The sequence below is a fragment of the Priestia sp. FW507-14D1A genome, assembly GCF_058781295.1.
In genome coordinates, this window is the sequence record NZ_JBYSWQ010000001.1 from 1086617 (window position 1) to 1107883 (window position 21267).

The following is a 21267-nucleotide window of genomic DNA, read 5'->3' on the forward strand; positions in this document are numbered from 1 at the left end:
GTATTAATTTCGACATCGCTTGCGAAATTCCTCTTTTTTTGTAAAAATTTATAATTTTTATTGAATTTTAATTTTTTAGAATTAAAATGAATATTAGTAAGCGTTTACAATGTGGGAGGAGAGCGGTTTATGGGATTTCCTGAAAAAGTAACAATTATAGAAGTTGGTCCACGAGATGGACTTCAAAACGAAAAAAATTTTGTTCCAACTGAAAAAAAAATTAATTTTATCAAAAAATTAAAAGAAGCTGGACTATCCGAAATCGAAATTACATCCTTTGTTTCTCCAAAATGGGTTCCTCAAATGAAAGATGCTTCTACTGTTGCAAATACATTTCAGTCTGATACGTGCCGAAACATTGTACTTGTGCCAAACCAAAAAGGCTTGGAAAAAGCACTGCAAGCTAATTGCCGCTCCGTTGCGCTGTTTATTGGCGTAAGCAATACCTTTAATCAAAAAAATATTAACAAAAACACCAAAGAAGCTGTACAAACGCTGCTTCCTCTCATTCAGCAGCTCAAGCAGCAAGAATGTTTTATTCGAACTTGCATTTCCACCGCCTTTTATTGCCCGTATGAAGGAAAAATACATGAACGCGACGTGCTGGCCCTTTGCGAAAGCTTTGTGGAGGCTGGAGTTAATGAGCTAAGCGTTGCTGATACAATTGGCATGGCAAACCCTAAAGATGTATTTTCACTTTTTTCGAAATTAAAACAAAACTTTCCCCACACGCTACTGGCTGCGCACTTTCACGATACGAGAGGATTAGCCATTGCAAATATCTATGCAGCTTTGCAAGCCGGTATTAACAGGTTCGATTCATCGGCTGGGGGGTTAGGTGGATGCCCATTCGCTAAGGGAGCAACGGGAAACGTAGCTACAGAAGATCTCGTCTTTATGCTTCATGAAATGGGTATTTCCACTTCTATTAATGAAGAAAAGCTGCTCGAAGCGGTCGCTTTTATCGCTCCTCACATTTCAAGACCGATTGAAAGCAAGCAATACTCTTTGTTTGCACAGCGTTAAAAATTAGGTTTTTATGAGAGCGATGCTATAATAAATAATAGCTATATTAACAAAAGGAGCCGCTAATCATGAAAAAATGGCTATTATTAATAGGAAGTATTTTCGGAGCATTTGCCGCTCTTGGCATCTTTTTTACAAATCAAATGATGTACATCCGTAAAAAGACCGACAAAGTTATTATTGACCGCGACACGGAAGATGGCTTTTATGATGAGAAAGTCTATAGCACTCTTCCTAAAGAAGCATTTGTGCTTCCTTCTTCTCTAGGCTATAACATAGCTGGGACCGTTATTAAACAACACGAAAACAACCGATTTATGATTCTTTCGCACGGAGTTACAGTTCATTCACTCAACTCTATGAAATATGCTCGGCTTTTTCTAAAGCTTGGATGGAACGTCGTTCTTTATGATCACCGCCGCCACGGCAAGTCTGAAGGGAAAACAACGAGCTACGGCTATTATGAAAAACTAGACCTTCAATCCGTTGTTCATTGGGTAAAAGAACAATTCGGTTCAACTATTTCCCTCGGGATTCACGGGGAATCTATGGGAGCTGCGACCACTCTTTTGTATGCTGGAATGGAAGACGGAGCTGATTTTTATATTGTCGACTGCCCTTTTTCTGACTTGGAAGAACTTCTTGCCTATCGCTTAAAACAAGATTTCCACTTACCAAAACAGCTTGTGATGCCAGCAGCTAATATTATTTTAAAATGGCGAGAAGGCTACTCATTTAAAGACGTATCACCTATTTCAGTCGTAAATCAAATCAAACATCCTGTTCTGTTTATTCACAGCAGAGAAGATGACTATATTCTTCCTAAAATGACGGAGCAGCTGCATGCCAAAAAAATGGGAGAAAAACGGATGTATTTAGCACCTGTAGGCACTCATGCCCGCTCGTATGCTGATAATCCAGAGGAATATGAACAAGTTATTGAATCATTTTTAGAAAAAATACAAAAAGAAGCGCTTTAAAGCGCTTCTTTTGTTTTATCGATAAATGACATGCGCGGATTTAAAATTTGAGAAGGACATTTTAGCATAAACGCATATGCACTTTCATTGTAGTCAATCGTCATATTATCATCTAAAAATACTTGCTTTGTTTTTTCGACAAGAACAGGAACAAAATTCGTCTCAATGGTTACATCATCGCTCTCTTTTTCATCAACAATCCATAGCGTCGTTACGCCGCTCACAACACAGCCGCATCCATCCGTATCGTATTTTAATTTTAAATATAGTGAAGAATCTTTCCCGTACTTTTCTTGTACTTTTGCTATCGCTTTATCAGTAAAGGTAATATTCATTTTCCTTTAACTCCTTTTAAACTAATTGTATAAACAAACGAAAATTGCTTATATAATGAGTATAATACACATCTCGCTTTCATTAAACTCTGGCGATTCATATAGATGTGTACAAAAAGGAGGTTTTTTTATGTCAAAAGTACAAATTAAAGTAATGGATAACGGTTCTTTCCGTGTCACTGGAGACGTTGAATTAATTGATGCAGACGGCAACAAATTTGAAACAAAGCCGACATTTTCACTATGCCGATGTGGCCAGTCGCAAAAGATGCCCTTTTGCGACGGAAATCATAAAGGAAAATTCGACTCTTGTGTGCGCGCTGCAAAAGTTTTGGACGAGCAGTAGATTTATAGAATTACAGCCTTACTGAACGAAACCATTAACAAAAAACTTTGATAACCTGTGGTTAAAGCACAGGTTATTTTCTATTAAACGCATCCCCTGCCAATTTTTCTACGATCCCCGGGGCAAGCTGATACATCTTCGAGCCTATATTCATCCACTTAGGCAAGTTGACTTCTCGTTTTGGTTTTCCAATAATATTGACCGTTTTTTCAGCTACGTATTGAGGGGTTAACATAAACTTTTCTACGCTTTTTTCATAGTTTCCTGATTGATCTGCTATTGAAAAGAAGTTGGTTTGAATAGGACCTGGATTCACTGCCGTTACATAGATATCTGTTTTCGCTAATTCCATTCGCAGGCTGTTGGTAAACCCTAGCACGGCATGTTTAGAAGCTGAATAGCCACTGGATTTAGGCGTCGCAAGTTTGCCTGCTTGAGAAGCAATGTTAATAATATGTCCTTTGTTTTCTTTTAGCATATAAGCTAAAATTTCTTGTGTACATGCAATTAATCCAATAACATTGACTTGAAACATTGAGGCAATGGTCTTAATCGATGCTTCTTTCACTTCTTCAAATACACCAAAGCCTGCATTATTAATCAGGACATCAACACGCTTAATTTCACTCATCATTTTCTGAACCACTCTTTTGACTTCCTCTACGTTCGCTACGTCAGCTTTGTATATGTAAGAGGTAATCCCATACTGTTGACTAATTTGCTCAGCTACTCGGTGCAGCTTTTCTTCTGTACGTGCAAGTAAAACGGGGACGCCCCCTCTTTTAGCCACTTCGTAAGCTAAATGTTCTCCAAGACCTCCTGAAGCGCCTGTAATCACGACATGTTGGTTCTTTAACGAGGATTTCAAATATAACACACCTTTTTTATAAGTTAAGAGCACACAGAATAAATAAGCGTACTTTCTTTTTCATGTGTACTGATTTTATTTGCGTCTTCTAAAAAATCGAGCTGACCAATTGTTTCAGAAAGAGTTAGCCCTAGTTCTTTTTCATAAATAGTAGGAAATAGCTGTTTGCAAATATCAAACGCTGTTTGAGGACGTTCTTTTATCATGCTAAGCACTTTATCCGCTCGGTCGCTCTGCTTTTGTAACCGCTCTTGTACAAGTTCGCGAACACGTAACACTTCATCTCCATGACCTGTATAGATACAGTTTATCTCTAAATCAAGCAGACGTCTTAATGAATGATTATATTGAAGAAGCGTTTTAGGTCGCTCGCCGCTTGGTTTCATAGGAGGTTCAATAAGCGGATTAGATGAAATATGCTTTAACAATAAATCTCCTCCAATCATAACCGCTGTTCTTTCATTGTATAATGCAATATGGCTTTGAGCATGACCTGGTACTTCAAGTACTTTCCAACTCTCTAGGCCCGGAATGTAATCTCCTTCCTGCACAGAAGTTGTAAGAGAACGATGACATGAATACTTCATTGATGCTTTTAAACGTTTTAAATAAGGGCGAAACCTTTCATCTACGCCGGCTTTCATAAAGTGGTCTTCAAAAAACGCATCGTACCACTCAAAAAAATCTGGATTTTGGGAGATCCAAGGCTGATTTTTTGCATGACCGACTATGGCGATATCTTTATCAAAAAAATCAAGCATTCCTACGTGATCAGGATGGTGATGAGTTAGGACAACTTGCTTAATATCATCTGGTTTTAATCCTATTTCATTAAGCTTTTCTTTAAATACAGACCACGCTGCCTCCGTTTTAATACCAGCATCGATTAGCGTAACGGTCTGACCTTTTATAACAAAAACATTCACATCTCCTACCGCAAAAGGAGTAGGCAGCACAATTTTATATAATTGCTCATTCATCTGTATTTTTGCTCCTTTACCATCGCATTTTCTTTTAAGTTTACACGATTTTCCCTGTTATTTATACAATTGCATTCGTTTTCTGAAAATTACATTGACATCCCTCTCTTTTTCATTGCATAATGACAGAAATATAGTGAAGTTTTATTCATATCTTTAGATAACTATGCATTTTATAAAGAAGAGATACACAAACACAAGCCTTTAACAGATACTGAAATCTCAGTATCTGTTTTCATTGGATAGCAAATGACTGGAGGAACTTTTAATGAAAACGGATCTAAACATCGCCTTTATTGGAGCTGGATCAATGGCTGAAGCCATGATCTCAGGGCTGCTGTCAGATAAAAAGCTTCGCCCCAATCAAATCACCGTAACAAATCATAGCAACGATAAAAGACTTCACGAACTTCGAAACGCCTATGAAATTAACATTACGCGTAATCATGCCTTGTTAATCGAAAAAAGCGATATCGTCGTGCTTGCTATTAAACCAAAAGACGTAGCGGAAAGCATCGATACGATTAAGTCTTATATTCGTCCCCACCACCTCGTTCTCTCTGTTTTAGCAGGTGTATCGACTGCCACAATTGTAAACTTGTTTGACCAAGAAGTAGCGGTTGTAAGAGCTATGCCAAATACATCGGCCTCTATTGGATTATCGGCTACAGCCATTGCACCCGGCAAGTTTGCTACAGCAGAGCATATGAACGTTACTACTGCTTTATTTGAAACGATTGGTACGGTTACAACTGTAGAGGAAGAGCAGCTTCACGCTGTAACAGGACTATCTGGAAGCGGCCCAGCGTATGTCTACTATCTAGTAGAAGCAATGGAAAAAGCAGCTGAAAAACAAGGCTTGGATACGTCAGTGTCAAATGAACTAATTCTTCAAACTCTTATCGGTGCTGCAGAAATGCTGAAACAGTCACCTAAAACGCCAGCCGTACTTCGAAAAGAAGTGATGAGTCCGGGCGGCACAACAGAAGCAGGAATCGAACAGCTTATTTCTCATAACTTCCAAGAAGCCATGATGCAGTGTATTGAACAAGCTACAATTCGCTCCAAATATTTAGGAGATACGATTGACGAAAAAATCTCGAGTAAACGTTCGTAAAGGTTCACCTCTTTCTAAAAAAAGAAAGAGGTTTTTTTATGATTAAAAATGGATAAGCAGATTATGTGAAAGAAAATTCAATGCGGTGATATAATAACTTTTGTTTAGAGTATCGAAATAATTGGAGGTTAAACCAAATGACAACAAAACTATTTTCACCTTATACAGTGAAAGATGTAACATTAAAAAACCGAATTGTAATGTCACCAATGTGCATGTATTCATGTGAAAAGGAAGACGGCGTAATAACTGACTTTCATATGGTTCACTACACAACTCGTGCGGTTGGACAAGTAGGTCTCATTATGGTTGAAGCCTCAGCTGTCGTGCCACAAGGTCGTATTTCAGCTCAAGACTTGGGAATTTGGAATGATGAACAAAAAGATGGATTAACGAAACTTGTGACACAGCTAAAAGAAAACGGTGCAAAAACTGCTATTCAACTTGCACACGCAGGACGTAAAGCAACTGTTGAAGGCGATATTTATGCTCCTTCCGCTATTGCTTTTGATGATAAAAGTAAAAAACCTGTGGAAATGACCACAGAACAAATTCATGAAACGATTTCTGCCTTTAAAGAAAGCGCTCGACGTTCAAAAGAAGCTGGATTTGATATTATCGAGCTTCATGCGGCACACGGTTATTTAGTACATCAATTTCTATCGCCGCTAAGCAATAAGCGCAGCGACGAATATGGCGGCAGCGCTGAAAACCGCTATCGTTTCTTAAAGGAAATTATTGAAGCTGTGAAAACAGAGTGGGACGGCCCTTTATTTGTCCGTGTTTCTGCTTCTGACTATACAGAAGGCGGATTAACAGTCGATGATCACGTTGTATTTGCAAAATGGATGAAAGAACAAGGCGTCGACTTAATTGACGTTAGTTCCGGTGCTCTAGTACACGCTCCAATCAACGTATACCCTGGCTATCAAGTGCCGTTTGCAGATAAAATCAAGCAGCAAGCTAATATTGATACAGGCGCTGTTGGGCTAATTACAACTGGACGACAAGCAGAAGAGATTTTACAAAGCGAACGCGCTGATTTAATTTTTGTTGCGCGCGAACTTCTGCGCGATCCGTACTTCCCGCGCACGGCGGCAAAAGAGCTAAATGAAACAATTTCAGCACCCGTTCAGTACGAACGCGGATGGTAAAAAAAGACGAGGATATCCTCGTCTTTTTTTATGAAATCGTAAACCGCTTCAAGTCTTCTGCTATGTCGGTATTCGGAAAAATTTCTTTTGCTCCTTCTGCTAGCTGGCTGACTGCGTCTCCTTGGTAACGCGAACTAATATGAGATAAAATAAGACGCTCGGCAGATGCTGTTTTAGCAATTTCAGCAGCTTCTTTTGCAGTAGAATGAAAATAGTTGTAAGCAAGCTCCTCGTCTCCCGCTGAAAAAGTAGCTTCATGGACTAATACATTCGCATCCATAGCAAGCTGAACACTTTGCATACACTTTCTTGTATCTCCTAAAACCGTGATGACCTTCCCTTTTTTAGCCTCTCCTACAAATTCTTGACCCTTGATTATACGCCCATCTTTTAATACTACTTCTTTCCCTTCTTTTAACTGCTGATAATGAGGCCCCGGGGGAATATTCATCTCTTTTAAACGCTGAACGTCCAGTGATCCTGGCAAATCTTTTTCGACAACTCGATATCCATAAGATAAAATGCCATGTTCAAGCTTGCCAAACTCCACTGAAAAAGTTTCATCTTCAAAAATCGTTCCACTTTCACTGTCCTCTTCTATTTCAACAACCTCTAGAGGATATTGCAGATGAGTTTGACTTACAGCCAGCGTGACTTCAATAAATTCTTTAATTCCTTTTGGCCCGTATACAGTAAGCTGCGATTCTCCGCCTTGAAACGAACGGCTTCCAAGGAGTCCAGGCAATCCGTAAATATGATCACCGTGAAGGTGCGTAATAAAAATTTTCTCAATTCGCCTCGGTTTAACGGTTGTATGTAAAATTTGATGCTGTGTTGCTTCTCCACAATCAAAAAGCCACACCGCCCCTCTTTCTTGCAAAAGTTCGAGCGCAAGAGATGAAACATTCCGCTGTTTCGCCGGTACTCCTGCACCCGTCCCTAAAAATAACAATTCCATTTTCTACTTCCTCCTTCACACGCACAAAAAGCCTGTAATTATATTATACAGGCTTTTTGCAAACTTACCTATTTGATGCTGTCAAGCGCATACGTAATAGTAGCTAATAACAGCTCAATATCACTTTCCTCAATGTTAAGCGGCGGTGAGAGCGTGAGAACATTATTATAGCCGGCGACCGTTGCTCCATTTTTCCCAATAATCACTCCTTTGCTTTTGCATTTAGCAATCACTTCATTTACAAGATTAACGTCTAACGGTTCCTTCGTTTGTTTATCAGCTACAAGTTCAATTCCAATTAAAAGCCCTTTACCCCTTACGTCTCCAACGTATGGGTGGCTATCGATAAGCGGCTTTAGCTCACTTAATACGTAAGCTCCGAGCCGTTTAGAACGGTCAAAAAGATTTTCTCTTTCCATAATTTCTAAATTCTTTAATGCCAGTGCACACGCAGCCGGGCTTCCTCCAAATGTATTAACATGGCGAAAATACTCGTACTGATCGCTATCTTTGAACGCTTCATAAATTTCTTTTTTAACAGCAGTTGCAGAGAGCGGAAGATATGCGCTTGTAATTCCTTTTGCCATGGTAATGATATCTGGTTTTACATCGTAATTCATAAAACCAAAGGCTTCTCCTGTACGTCCAAAGCCGCAAATAACCTCATCTGCAATTAAAAGTGCACCGTGTTTTTCACACGTTTCTTTTACGCCTTTCATATAATTTTGAGGCGGTAAAAGAATTCCTCCTCCTGTAATAATTGGCTCCATAATAACAGCGGCAATCGTTTCACTTAGCTCCCACGTCATAACGTTGTCAATATCTTTTACAGATTGAAGATTTTCTTTCGGTGCATCGTAGTCATCTTGCCCTCGGTACGAATCAGGCGGGGCAACGTGAATAAAGCCAGGGGCAAGCGGTTCATATTTATATTTACGCTGAGCTTGACCCGTTGCTGCTAGTGCGCCCATTGAATTTCCGTGATACCCTCGGTAACGCGAAATAAATTTGTAGCGAGAATGCTCTCCTTTTTGCTGATGATACTGACGCACAATTTTAAAAGCCGTTTCATTTGCTTCAGATCCGCTATTTGAAAAGAAGATAACATAGTCATCACCTAGCATTTCATTTAGCTTCTCTGCCAGTTTGATAGCAGGTACGTGAGATTGAGTGAGTGGAAAATAAGCCAGTTCTTTTAGCTGCTCATAGGCTGCGAGCGCTAACTCATCCCGTCCATACCCGGTATTTACACACCAAAGCCCTGCCATTGCATCTAAATAGCGATTTCCTTGTTCATCTGTAATCCAAGCACCTTTTGCTTTTGTAGCAACCATTGTTGCATCCGGACTGTATGGTTTCATTCCATGCCATACATACTGCTCATCTTTTGCACGCAGATCTTTTTCATTTTGACTGACCTGTACCATCTTATCCACTCCCAAATCGCTAGCGCGGTATTTTTTTCTGTATGAAAAGACTTCGACAAAATGCCGAAGCCACTTGCTATATTCATCTATATGTTAAAAGTCAAAGCGTGATGTAACCATCTTTTTACGTGTAAAGAAGTTCAAACCGTCTTTGCCGTTGACATGCAAATCTCCGTAAAAAGAGTCTTTCCAACCGGAGAATGGGAAGAAGGCCATTGTAGCAGGTACTCCTACGTTAATACCGAGCATACCCGCATCTGCTTCTTCTCTAAATTGACGCACGGCTTTTGCATCTTTTGTATAAATCGTTGCTCCATTTCCAAAACGGGATTTTTCCATATAGCGAAGTGCTTCATCTAATGTGTCAGCGCGAAGCAAGCTGAGTACAGGTGCAAAAATCTCTTCTTTAGCAATGGTCATATCAGGAGTTACGCGGTCAAAAATTGTTGCTCCTAAGAAATTGCCTTCTGTATGTTCATCCATTTCTTTACGTCCGTCACGAATGAGTTCCGCTCCTTCTTTCATGCCAAGTTCAATATAATCCAGCACCTTATCACGGTGCTCTTTTCGAATCACAGGCGTTAGAAGCACTTCATCATCAAATCCGCTTCCCATAATTAATTCATCTGCTTTTTGCTTTAATTTTGCGACGAATTCATCGCCTTTTTCACCCACGACGACCACGGCGCTGCACGCCATGCAACGCTGGCCGGCACTTCCATAAGCCGAGCTGATAATATGTGATACCGCTTTATCCATATCGCAGTCTGGCATCACAACATGGTGATTTTTAGCTCCAGATAAAGCCTGAACTCGTTTCCCTTGAGCAGCAGCTTGTTCATAAACATATTTTGCTACCGGCTGCGATCCGACGAATGAAATCGCTTTAACTTTTTCATGCTCTATTAATCCGTTCACAACATCGTGTGCCCCGTGCACAATATTTAATAATCCATCCGGTGCTCCTGCTTCTGTAAAAAGTTCAGCAAGTCGCGTTGCTAAAAGCGGCGTTCGCTCAGACGGTTTTAATACAAACGCATTTCCACATACAATGGCAAGAGGGAACATCCAAAGCGGTACCATCATCGGAAAGTTAAAAGGTGTGATGCCGCCAACGACACCCAATGGAAAACGGAACATCTCAGAATCAATTTCTTCCGCTATGTTATTTAATGATTCCCCCATTAATAAAGTAGGAGCACCCGCGGCAAACTCCACGCATTCAATACCGCGCTGTACTTCACCGTAAGCTTCTTTGAAAGCCTTGCCGTTTTCTTGTACAACTAATTTAGCTAACTCTTCATGATGCTTAACTAGTAAATGCTGAAACGCAAACATTAATCTTGCTCGTTTTGGAGCAGGAACGTTACGCCATGTTTCAAATGTTTTTTGAGCTGTTTCCACCGCATTGGCTACGTCTTCTTTTGTAGAAAGCGGTACTTTTGCAATGACTTCGCCCGTCGATGGGTTAATTACCTCTCCAAATTTTCCCCCTGCCGTATCAACCCATTTTCCGCCCACGTAATTTTTTAAAACTTGCGTATCATTATTCACAACTGACATATCGCTTGGCCTCCTCAAAAAATAAGAAATGACAAATCTACCTTTATTATTGAATAAATAAATGGTGGTTGCATTAGACAAAATGTGAAACAACTCTAGATTCTCGTTTCACATTTTGCGCAGTGAACTAGGAGAAAGCATGAACTAAAATGAACATATAGTAAAATCAGCCTCAACATAAAAAAACAGCTGTTTCCAGCTGCTTACTTATCCGTTTATAAATTCCGCGCGCGACTTTTTCATCATAAACAAATATTCATATGCCATAATCATAAACTCAATTGCCAGTCGTTTTTCCGGCTCCATAAAGTCTTCACCCAGCAGCTTTTCTAGTTTTTCGATACGGTGATACAACGTTTGCCGGACAATGTATAAACGCTTAGCCGTCTCTTGTTTAGATCCGTTGCATGCTAAATAAATTTTTAATGTTTCCATGAGTTTTGCATTATACGTTTCATCATATGTAATAACGGGCTGCAGATATTCAAACACCACTTCCTGTAAGTCTTCATGCTGATGTAAAAGCGAAATAATCCGGTACATATGCAAATCATCATAAAAATGAATAATGGTTTGTTTTTGCAGCATTTCTTGAATCGAAATTGTTTCTTTAGCCGTTTCATAGCTTTTATGCATGCAGTCAAGCTGTTCACAGTATTGGCCAATTCCGATAAAACTAATGGCATTCCTCTTTGAATTTTCATCCGATTCATATTGATTCATCCAGCGATGAAGGCTGTTTTCTAATCTCTCTCTCCATGTGCTAACCATTCGTTTGTTCAAAAGAATAAATAATACTTCGCGATTTCGCTCGGAGACTAATAAGTGAAAGCCTTCTTGTTCAAAAATGCTTCGCAAGATCAGCTTAAAATACGTTCGATCAAACTTCTCCCGCCTTTGCCACTTACAGCAAACAACGACACCTCCGCGAATAGGCGAATCTGAACACACTTCGTGCATAGAGTCTTTTATTTGTTCAAGAGTTAACTCTCCGTTCATCCATTTTGTCATCCATTCGGTTTCATCTACTCTTTTTTTCTCTTCGACATACAGGTCCTTCAAAAAATGCTGAGCAAGTGCAGTCGCCGTTCGGTCAACAGTGAGCACTTCAAGTTCTGTTAACGCTTCATTTATAGAAGCAACATACAGCTGAGCATAATCTTGTCCTAATAAATGAATAGGCTGCTCAGTAAAATGCGGACTTTCATTTTCCCTGCTTATATAATGAAGTAGAAGCTGCTGTTTGAGCAAGTCCATCTCCGGAGCAAAGGTAAGTAATTCATTTGAAACTTTAAGGCCGACAAGAAGCCCCGTAGATTCATATAAACACTGTAAGATGAGGGCCGGATCATTAACTGTTAACAGCAGCTGATTTAGCCTATGAGAATACTGTTCTAAATCGGAAATCATTTGATAGTGCTGATTAATTAAAAGCGAGTGAACATCTTGCGTAATTTCAACGAACGGAACTTCCTCGTGAAATAAAATAATCGGAAAATCACATTCGTTCGCTTTATCAATGACAATTTGCGGAATCTTAGAAGTATAAGTGCCAAGTTCAATACACAGTCCTGATGCCTTACAAGAAATTAATTGCTGAAGAAATGATAAACAAGATTGAGGATCTTCTCCCCAGCCTACCCCTGTCGATAAAATGAGCTCGTTTCCTTTTAGCAGCTCATTAATGCGCGTCACTTCCATCACGTGCACCCACTTAACAGAATTAGTAAGCCCTTTCTCTCCAGCTATTACTTCACAGTTTACAAAATGTTTCCTTGTTAAAATCTCTGTTACTGTTAAATATGATTTCAAGTCAACACCGCCCCTAGCGAATTTCACATCATGTCTCCTGGATCATTAACGCGTATTTCGCATATGTGTAGAACAAAAGCTATATCTTCTTACATTATATTAAATATTTAGAAGAAATAAAATATTTAATGAAAGAAATGAAAAAAGCTGTAACGATAATGGATCGTTACAGCTTCTGAGCTGTTTGCTGTAATTTATTAAAAAAACCGTGGCGTTTAACCGCTTGTTCTTTAATTCGGTGAATTTCTTTTTTGTAAAAACGCAAATCTTGTAGTGACACTGCATTTAACATTTCCATTTTTAATTTATCAATAATTTTTGTTTCTTCTTGTGTCATACACTGCGTAGCTTGATCCATCGGTGTCACACCCTTTTCGTATTTAATAGATTTAGTTTGAAAACGTTCTACTCTAATATTTACTACAATTTACTAGATAACTAAACCTTTTCTCTTTCGATGTAAACGAAATGTAACAACTGTAATACAGTGAATGGATAATATCTAGTTATTTTGTTTCACATCCAAAACGAAAAAAACACACAAACGGATCACTTTTGTCAGCCAATATAGTAAAAAACTTATAGGTATTAGTAAACAAATAAAGAGATTGAAACATAATTAAATTACTCCAATCAACATTTGAAAGCGCTTATATATATGAAATCTACGTTCACTCTACCAATAAAAAAATCCGAACGATTCATCGTTCGGATCTTCCTTCAGCTAAAATAATTTTGTCCTAGCCTCCATTTTTATACTTGTTGAATCAGTACGGATGAAAAATATTTTCTAGCATCCGCCGTCAATATATGAAGCGTTTCTTGTTCGGTTTGGTTATTTTCGTTGCGTTCAAACGTCACAAACGCCCCGCTTAGATTCTCTGTTACGGCCGTTATTTTGAATCCTTTTTGCAGCAAAAAATCAATCTTTTCTCGCTCTGCCATATATTCATGGTAACTTGACATTTCCCTGCCTCCGATCTATTTTTACATCTGTTTTTATAACATTAATTTTTCAGCTTCGTTAGCCGTGTTTAACTCATTAAACTTTGCTCGTTTTGTAAATTGTCCGTAGCCTTTTTGACCGACAAACTGCTTATCTTTTACGACAAATTCCCCGCGGCAAAGTACTGAAACCGGCTCACCTGTGACTTTCATTCCCTCAAATGCGCTATAATCGACTGCCATATGATGCGTGTTTGCTGAAATCGTACGTTCAACAGATGGATCAAATATAAGCAGATCCGCGTCTGCGCCAACCGCTATTGTTCCTTTTTTCGGGTACAGTCCGAACAGCTTAGCAATTTTTGTTGATGTTATATCAACAAACTGATTGATATTAATTCGTTTCTTCACTACTCCTTCTGAAAATAAAATACTCATGCGATCCTCGATAATAGGTCCTCCGTTTGGAATTTTCGTAAAATCTCCTTTCCCCAGATCTTTTTGACCGTTAAAATCAAATGAACACTGATCAGATCCAATCGTTTGCAAGTCGCCATTACGCAAAGCATTCCACAAAACATCTTGGTTCCATTTTTCACGTAAAGGCGGTGACCATACGTATTTTGCTCCTTCAAAATTCGGTTTCTCTAAATAGGTTTGGTCAAGCGTCAAATACTGCGGACACGTTTCACCCCAGATATTTACGCCTTTTTCCCTTGCTTCAGCAATCTTTTTAACCGCTTCAGCGCACGACACGTGAACAACATAGAGCTGTGAGTCAGCCAGTTCCGTTAGCACCGCGGCTCTTCCCGTAGCTTCTCCTTCTATTTCTGGAGGGCGAGTCAGTGCATGATAGATAGGATCAGTTTGTCCTTGTTCTAGTGCTTTTGCCGTTAAATACTCAATCACATCTCCATTTTCAGCATGTACCATCACAAGCGCCCCTAGTTTTTTAGCTTGCACTAGCGTTTGATAAAGGGTAGCATCGTCTGCTTGAAAAACATTTTTATAGGCCATGAATACTTTAAAAGAAGTAATTCCTTCTTTTTCAATAATTGTAGGAAGCTCATTTAATACATCTTCCGTGATTTCGCCAATCATTAGATGAAAGCTATAATCGATAGCCGCTTTCCCTTTTGATTTTCCATGCCATGTGCCGATCGCTTTTTGCAGCGGTTCGCCTTTATTGGTTAAGCAAAAATCAATAACAGTTGTCGTACCTCCAAAAGCTGCTGCTCTTGTACCTGTTTCAAAGTCATCTTTTGTAACGGTGCCTCCAAACGGCATATCTAAATGAGTATGAGGATCGATCCCTCCTGGAAATACATAATTGCCTTTTGCATCAATCACTTCACAGCCTTGCTCTTCAAATGCCGAGCCAATTGCCGAAATAACTCCATTTTCAATTAAAATATCGGCTTTATACGTATCTGTTGCTGTGACTACCACACCATTTTTAACGATTTTCTTCATTTCTTCATCCCCTTTGTCTTTATACGTCTAATCGCTGTGCAGCCGTCGCTTGTAAAGCAGCTTGGCGTTCATTCCACGTCATTGGAGGCTGTTCATTTGGTAATTCAACCATGGATATAGCCCCGTCCACCGGACATACAATCGAACATAAATTACATCCTACACAATCTTCTTCTCGTACTTTTAAATAAGATTTCCCTGAAGGATCTTTCAGCATATCAATACATTGGTGAGAAGTATCTTCACAAGAAATATGACACTTGTTGCAGTTAACACACGTATCCGGATCGATGCGGGCCACTACTTTATAATTGAGATCTAAGTTGCCCCAGTCGGAATATTTTGAAACGGCTTTCCCTACAATATCACTTACTTTTTCGATTCCTCTTTCATCCAAATAATAATTGAGACCTTGAATCATATCCTCTACAATGCGGAACCCGTGATGCATAGCCGCTGTACATACTTGCACACCTGTAGCACCCATGAGCATAAATTCGACGGCTTCCTGCCAGTTCGAAACGCCTCCCATACCTGATATTGGAACGTTAATAAACGGACTTCTTGCACATTCAGCAACCATGTTTAATGCAATCGGCTTAACAGCCGGGCCGCAATAACCTCCGTGAGCGCCTTTTCCTGCTACGTGTGGAATCGTATTCCATGAATGAATGTCTACTCCTGCTAAACTATTAATAGTGTTAATCATGCTCACAGCGTCAGCACCACCTCGAACCGCTGCTTCTGCTGTAACGGTGATATCTGTGATATTTGGGGTTAATTTAACAATGACCGGCGTTTGGGCAACTTCTTTAGCCCAATACGTTTGTTTCTCAACTAAATCAGGGACTTGCCCAGAGGCAGCACCCATTCCTCGTTCTGCCATTCCATGAGGACAGCCAAAGTTCAGCTCTAATCCATCCACTCCTACGTCTTCTACTTTTTTGACAATTTCATGCCATTTTTCTTGCTGAGGCTCTACCATAAGAGAGGCAATAATTGCGTGGTTAGGAAACTTCTTTTTCGTTTCATAGATTTCCTTCAAATTAACTTCAAGCGGACGATCGGTGATTAACTCAATATTATTAAAGCCGGCTACGCGCTGACCGTTGAAGCCAACGGCAGCAAATCGAGAGGAAACATTTAAAATCGGATCACCAAGCGTTTTCCAAACTGCGCCTCCCCATCCTGCTTCAAATGCACGCTGCACTTGATAACCTGAATTGGTTGGCGGTGCGGATGCCAGCCAAAACGGATTTGGTGATTGAATACCTGCTAAATTTGTTGTTAAATCTGCCATAGATTTCTCCTCCTCCTGATTTTAAGCTGTTTCCATTGTTTCTTTTGTTAACTGCATATGAATATTTAACGCCGTTTGTTTTCCTTGCTGAGCAGCGGTCACAACCATTGCTTCTCCTTGCCCTTTACCAAAAATAACGTCTCCGCAAGCAAATACTTTTGGATTGGATGTTTGAAACGTCTCTTGATTAATTAAGACAACTCCGTCTTCATGATGCACCTGAAATTGTTGAATCAAAGACAGGTACCGTTCTTGACCAATTGCTTTAACAACAGCATCGACTGGAATGGTAAACGTTGAACCCTCAACAGGAACAGGCTTTCTTCGGCCGTCTGCATCTGGATCTGTTAGAGTCATTTTTACACATTCAATCCCGCTCACCTTACCATTTTCATCTCCAATAATTCGTATAGGAGCCGTTAACCAGCGGAATTCAACACCATCTTGTTTCGCAAATTCAAATTCAAAATCATAAGCCGTCATTTCTTCTCGTGTACGACGGTATAAAATTTGAACATTTTCAGCCCCCAAGCGCACGGAACACGTAGCACCATCAATCGCAGTATTTCCCGCACCAATGACGGCAACACGCTTACCCACAAATTCTGTTGATAATGCTTCCGACTTCGTTTTTTTCACAAAATCAATCGCATCATACACACCGTCTAGCTCTTCACCTTCAACATGTAGAGAAGGCACCTTGCTCATACCAATAGCTAATACAACCGCATCATACGACTGCAGCAATTCGCTTGGAAGAATATCTTCTCCAATTCTTACGTTTGTTTTAATTTTTACATCTAAGCTTTTTACTTGTTCAACTTCCCAGAATGAAATCGCTTGAGGAAGACGAAACGACACGATTCCATATGTATTTAACCCTCCTGCTTGTTTTTCCGCTTCAAAAATGGTTACGTCATACCCAAATCGGGCCAGTTCTCTTGCTGCAGAGAGACCAGCCGGACCTCCACCAACAATTGCTACCTTTTTACCGTTTGCTCTTCCTTTCTCAAACAGCACCTGTTCATTTTGAATAGCCCAATCCGTTGCGTAGCGCTGCAAATCTCCAATCATAATTGGTTTGGTTGAGTGGTTAAGCACACACGCTCCTTCACATAGTTCATCGGTTGGACAAACTCTCGAACAGCTTGCTCCTACGGGATTAGAAGACATAATCGTTTCGGCAGACCCCTTTAAATTGCCCGATGCAATTTTTTTAATAAACGTCGGGATGTCAATTCCTGTAGGGCATGCCTGAATACAGGGTGCATCATAACAGTACAAACATCGATTAGATTCTTCGACTGCTTCTCTATTTGACAACCCTTTTTCTACTTCATTAAAGTTTTGAATGATGGACTGCAAACTTTCCTGTGATCGCATTGCATCAACCTCCCAAGGATATCTGTTGATAAAACTCGAATTGAAAGCGCTTACATATTTTTTATATACGTTATTTTCAACTTCTACTTTGGTAAAATGTATTACTAACTTTATTGTACAAAACGACCGTCTTTTCTTCATTATACATTATGTTAAAAAATTCAGACTATTTACTATTCACTATGTAAAAAGCCTTGCTTTTATATAAAAGCAAGGCTGCAACTATTATTTTGCTACTTCTTTAATAATCGACACTACTAGTTCAGATGTCTTCACCAGTTCTTCTACCGGAATTTTTTCATTTGTTGTATGAATGTCTTCATAACCAACTGCTAGATTTACTGTTGGGATATCAAAGCCTGCGATTACATTTGCATCGCTTCCGCCTCCGCTTTGAAGCAGGCGTGAAGGACGATCGATATTAGCCACGGCTTTTTTAGCAACTTCGACAACATGATCTCCATCGCCAAATTTAAAGCCTGGATACATCACTTTAATATCCACTTCTGCACGTCCGCCCATTTCTTGTGCAGCTGTTTCAAACGCTTCTTTCATTTTCGCTACTTGTGCTTCCATTTTTTCTGGAATTAATGAACGAGCTTCTGCTAAAATATCGACGCGGTCGCATACGATATTCGTTTGCGTTCCACCTTCAAAACGTCCAATGTTCGCTGTAGTCTCTTCATCAATACGTCCAAGGGGCATTTTAGAAATGGCTCTTGAAGCAATCGTAATAGCAGAAACGCCTCGTTCAGGAGCTACACCTGCATGAGCTGTTTTTCCATAAATTGTTGCATTTACTTTTGCCTGCGTCGGCGCAGCAACAATAATGTCTCCCACTTTGCCATCGCTATCTAAAGCATAGCCGAATTTTGCCGTTACGAGACTAGAATCAAGAGCTTTAGCGCCCACTAAGCCAGATTCTTCTCCTACTGTAATAATAAATTCAATTTTGCCGTGCGCGATGTTTTCTTCTTTTAATACGGTGATGGCTTCTAGCATTGCTGCTAAGCCTGCTTTATCATCCGCTCCAAGAATTGTCGTGCCGTCACTTTTAATATAGCCATCTTCAATAGATGGTTTAATACCGTTTCCAGGTACGACTGTATCCATATGAGACGTAAAGTAGATTGTGTCTACGCCTTCTTTTGTAGCTGGCAGTGTGCAGATTAAGTTGTTGGCTCCGTGACCCGTTTTTTCTTTGGCATCATCTTCTACTACTTCGACGCCTAATGCGGTAAATTTTTCTTTTAGTACAACAGCAATTTTTTCTTCATGCTTTGTTTCTGAGTCTACTTGTACTAATTCAATAAATAAATCAACGATTCGTTGTTCATTAATCATAATATGTAATCCCTCCAAAAATAACCTACAATGGTATGTTACCATGTTTCTTTGCTGGACGCTCTTCCTTTTTATTGTGCAACATTTCAAGCGCTTGTATTAATTTTATTCGCGTTTCCCTAGGATCAATAACATCATCCACCATTCCAGCGCTTGCCGCTACGTAAGGATTAGCAAATTTCTCGCGATACTGTTCAATTTTTTCGTGTCTTGTTTTATCTGGGTTTTCGCTACCTCGAATGTCGTTTGCAAAGATAATATTCGCAGCACCTTGAGGACCCATAACAGCGATTTCTGCATTCGGCCACGAATACACAAGGTCCGCTCCAATCGATTTACTATTTAAAGCTACGTATGCACCTCCGTACGCCTTTCGCAAAATCACCGTGATTTTCGGAACGGTAGCTTCGGAGTATGCATATAAAATTTTAGCACCATGACGTATAATTCCGCCATGTTCCTGCTTGATACCTGGGAAAAAACCTGTAACATCTTCAAATGTAATAAGTGGGATATTAAATGAATCGCAAAATCGAATAAACCTTGCTGCTTTATCTGAGGAGTTAATATCTAAACTGCCTGCCATTACTTTAGGCTGGTTACACACAAGTCCGACAACTTTTCCATCTATGCGGGCAAAACCAATGACAATATTTCTTGCAAAGTCTTTTTGCACTTCAAAAAATGAGTGCTCGTCCACTACTTGGTGAATGACTTGACGCACATCGTAAGGGCGCACGGCATCAAACGGGACAACGTCTAATAAATCCGGACGATAATGATCAGACTCTGCCTTTGAGGCTAAAGGAGGCTGCTCTTGGCTAGACTGAGGAAGATAGCTTAAGAGCGTTCGTACTTGTTCTAGCACCTCTTGTTCTGTTGAACCTCTAAAATGGGCATTACCGCTAATTTCGTTATGAACAGCTGCTCCTCCAAGATTTTCAGAGGAAATGCTTTCTCCCGTTACCGTTTCAATTACTTTTGGTCCTGTAATGAACATTTGACTTGTTTCTTCTACCATAAAAACAAAGTCAGTAATCGCCGGTGAGTACACGGCTCCGCCTGCACAGGGACCCATAATAACAGATATTTGAGGCATGACACCCGAATAAATGGCATTTCGATAAAAAATATGACCGTATCCATCAAGAGACATGACGCCCTCTTGAATACGAGCTCCCCCTGAATCATTTAAGCCAATAAACGGCACGCCTGTTTTAGCCGCTAAGTCCATTACGTGCGCAATTTTTTTAGCATGCATTTCACCTAACGCGCCTCCGAATACTGTAAAATCTTGCGAAAACAAGTAGACTGAGCGACCGTTTACCTTGCCGTAACCTGTTACTACCCCGTCTCCTGGTCCTACTTGATTATTCATACTGAAATCTGCACACCGATGTTCAATAAACGGATTTAATTCGACAAATGTATGTTCATCCAAAAGAATTTCAATTCGTTCGCGTGCCGTTAGTTTTCCTTTATGGTGCTGTTTTTCAATCTTTTCGTCTCCGCCGCCTAACTCGATCTTTCGGCGTTTATCGTACAATTCATTTAACTTATCATAAATGTCAACCATGTTTCTTCTCCTCCTCTAGTGTTTTTTCACAGAGCTCATAAAGAACACCGTTTGCTGACTTTGGATGCAAAAAAGCAATGGATGCTTCCCCTGCGCCTTTTCGCGGAACATCGTCAATCATGTGTACACCCTTTTCCTTTAACTCGTTAATCCGTTCTTCAATCGTGCGCACACCTAAAGCAACATGATGAAGACCTTCACCTCTCTTTTTGATAAACGCGCCGACCGCACTGTCTTCAAAGAGCGGCTCTAATAATTCAATTTTTACGTTGCCGCACTGAATAAAAGCAACTTTTACTCCTTGTTCTTCTACTTCTTCTACTTTTAATAGAGACAGTCCTAATACCTTTTCATAAAACGGGAGGCTGCCTTCAATTGATTTTACAGCTATTCCTATGTGATCAATTCCTTTTATCACTTTCTCACCTCTTAAAAAAGCGTTTTCATTTACACATATTCTTGAAAACAAAAGAAATCTCCTGCTCGCGTATCTACAGAAAGTTGCTTGTCTAAGCAGCGGAAGACATGTAAAATAAGAAAAAAACGTGTAGGAGGACTTTGGTTGTATGTCTAATAAGAAAATCCAAAAAACCATTGTGTTTTTAATGCTTCTTGTCATGTTAATATCTACGCTTTTAGCGGGACTTGCCATGTGGTTTTAATCGGGACTGATGACTAAA

21 protein-coding genes are annotated in these 21267 nt (G+C 39.8%); 6 read left to right on the plus strand and 15 right to left on the minus strand.

The genetic code is table 11. From position 1 onward, the window contains the following. Positions 1-129: 129 nt before the first annotated feature. Positions 130-1026, plus strand: coding sequence for a hydroxymethylglutaryl-CoA lyase (locus AC3WJG_RS06060; RefSeq protein WP_028410694.1), 897 nt, complete (start codon positions 130-132; stop codon positions 1024-1026). A 68-nt stretch (positions 1027-1094) separates the two neighbouring features. Further along, complete coding sequence (locus AC3WJG_RS06065; protein ID WP_028410693.1) at positions 1095-2006, plus strand: alpha/beta hydrolase; 912 nt, start codon at positions 1095-1097, stop codon at positions 2004-2006. Here AC3WJG_RS06065 and AC3WJG_RS06070 read toward each other — a convergent pair. Further along, a complete protein-coding gene (locus AC3WJG_RS06070) occupies positions 2003-2341 on the minus strand; it encodes an iron-sulfur cluster biosynthesis family protein (RefSeq protein WP_028410692.1) in 339 nt (112 codons plus the stop codon). The two genes, AC3WJG_RS06065 and AC3WJG_RS06070, sit on opposite strands and share 4 nt — an antisense overlap. Positions 2342-2471: 130 nt before the next feature. Here AC3WJG_RS06070 and AC3WJG_RS06075 point away from each other — a divergent pair, with 130 nt between their 5' ends. Next, a complete protein-coding gene (locus tag AC3WJG_RS06075) occupies positions 2472-2687 on the plus strand; it encodes a CDGSH iron-sulfur domain-containing protein (protein WP_028410691.1) in 216 nt (71 codons plus the stop codon). A 73-nt stretch (positions 2688-2760) separates the two neighbouring features. Here AC3WJG_RS06075 and AC3WJG_RS06080 read toward each other — a convergent pair whose 3' ends face one another. Both AC3WJG_RS06080 and AC3WJG_RS06085 read right to left on the minus strand, forming a co-directional pair. Then, complete coding sequence (locus AC3WJG_RS06080) at positions 2761-3555, minus strand: SDR family NAD(P)-dependent oxidoreductase (RefSeq protein ID WP_060746998.1); 795 nt, start codon at positions 3553-3555, stop codon at positions 2761-2763. 23 nt (positions 3556-3578) lie between these two features. Then, positions 3579-4535: an MBL fold metallo-hydrolase gene (locus AC3WJG_RS06085; RefSeq protein ID WP_028410689.1), complete on the minus strand. Its 957-nt coding sequence runs from the start codon at positions 4533-4535 to the stop codon at positions 3579-3581. Between the two features lie 268 nt (positions 4536-4803). Here AC3WJG_RS06085 and proI point away from each other — a divergent pair, with 268 nt between their 5' ends. Both proI and namA read left to right on the plus strand, forming a co-directional pair. After that, positions 4804-5652 carry a pyrroline-5-carboxylate reductase ProI gene (gene proI, locus AC3WJG_RS06090; protein ID WP_013059097.1) on the plus strand — a complete coding sequence of 283 codons (849 nt, stop codon included), beginning with the start codon at positions 4804-4806 and terminating at the stop codon, positions 5650-5652. Positions 5653-5789: 137 nt separating this feature from the next. Next, positions 5790-6806, plus strand: coding sequence for an NADPH dehydrogenase NamA (gene namA, locus AC3WJG_RS06095; protein WP_028410687.1), 1017 nt, complete (start codon positions 5790-5792; stop codon positions 6804-6806). A 28-nt stretch (positions 6807-6834) separates the two neighbouring features. On the opposite strand, the gene rnz is transcribed toward namA, so the two are convergent. From rnz to mce, 12 genes are all read right to left on the minus strand, one after another. After that, the gene (rnz, locus tag AC3WJG_RS06100) at positions 6835-7764 is read right to left on the minus strand and encodes a ribonuclease Z (protein WP_028410686.1); all 930 of its coding nucleotides are present in this window, start codon (positions 7762-7764) and stop codon (positions 6835-6837) included. Positions 7765-7832: 68 nt separating this feature from the next. Continuing rightward, complete coding sequence (locus tag AC3WJG_RS06105) at positions 7833-9191, minus strand: aspartate aminotransferase family protein (protein WP_028410685.1); 1359 nt, start codon at positions 9189-9191, stop codon at positions 7833-7835. A gap of 93 nt (positions 9192-9284) precedes the next feature. After that, the gene (locus tag AC3WJG_RS06110) at positions 9285-10754 is read right to left on the minus strand and encodes a CoA-acylating methylmalonate-semialdehyde dehydrogenase (protein WP_028410684.1); all 1470 of its coding nucleotides are present in this window, start codon (positions 10752-10754) and stop codon (positions 9285-9287) included. A gap of 207 nt (positions 10755-10961) precedes the next feature. After that, entirely contained in the window at positions 10962-12593 is a 1632-nt protein-coding gene (locus AC3WJG_RS06115) for a PucR family transcriptional regulator (RefSeq protein WP_034276881.1), read from the minus strand. A gap of 139 nt (positions 12594-12732) precedes the next feature. After that, on the minus strand, positions 12733-12924 hold the full coding sequence (locus tag AC3WJG_RS06120; RefSeq protein ID WP_013059103.1) for a hypothetical protein: 192 nt from the start codon (positions 12922-12924) through the stop codon (positions 12733-12735). 395 nt (positions 12925-13319) lie between these two features. Further along, a complete protein-coding gene (locus AC3WJG_RS06125) occupies positions 13320-13532 on the minus strand; it encodes a hypothetical protein (protein WP_028410682.1) in 213 nt (70 codons plus the stop codon). Between the two features lie 33 nt (positions 13533-13565). Continuing rightward, complete coding sequence (gene hydA / locus AC3WJG_RS06130) at positions 13566-14984, minus strand: dihydropyrimidinase (protein ID WP_028410681.1); 1419 nt, start codon at positions 14982-14984, stop codon at positions 13566-13568. A 19-nt stretch (positions 14985-15003) separates the two neighbouring features. Then, entirely contained in the window at positions 15004-16284 is a 1281-nt protein-coding gene (gene preA, locus AC3WJG_RS06135; RefSeq protein ID WP_337133924.1) for an NAD-dependent dihydropyrimidine dehydrogenase subunit PreA, read from the minus strand. A gap of 21 nt (positions 16285-16305) precedes the next feature. Further along, positions 16306-17667 (minus strand): NAD(P)-dependent oxidoreductase, encoded by a 1362-nt coding sequence (locus AC3WJG_RS06140; protein WP_028410679.1) that lies wholly within the window; start codon positions 17665-17667, stop codon positions 16306-16308. Positions 17668-17892: 225 nt separating this feature from the next. Further along, on the minus strand, positions 17893-19011 hold the full coding sequence (locus tag AC3WJG_RS06145) for a tripeptidase T (protein WP_013084962.1): 1119 nt from the start codon (positions 19009-19011) through the stop codon (positions 17893-17895). A gap of 25 nt (positions 19012-19036) precedes the next feature. Next, entirely contained in the window at positions 19037-20587 is a 1551-nt protein-coding gene (locus AC3WJG_RS06150) for an acyl-CoA carboxylase subunit beta (protein ID WP_337133923.1), read from the minus strand. Next, positions 20580-21005: a methylmalonyl-CoA epimerase gene (gene mce / locus AC3WJG_RS06155; protein WP_028410677.1), complete on the minus strand. Its 426-nt coding sequence runs from the start codon at positions 21003-21005 to the stop codon at positions 20580-20582. Before mce ends, AC3WJG_RS06150 begins: the two co-directional genes overlap by 8 nt. Before the next feature lie 148 nt (positions 21006-21153). On the opposite strand from mce, the gene prli42 reads away from it, so the two are divergent. After that, the gene (gene prli42, locus AC3WJG_RS06160) at positions 21154-21249 is read left to right on the plus strand and encodes a stressosome-associated protein Prli42 (RefSeq protein ID WP_149917156.1); all 96 of its coding nucleotides are present in this window, start codon (positions 21154-21156) and stop codon (positions 21247-21249) included. Positions 21250-21267 lie beyond the last annotated feature (18 nt).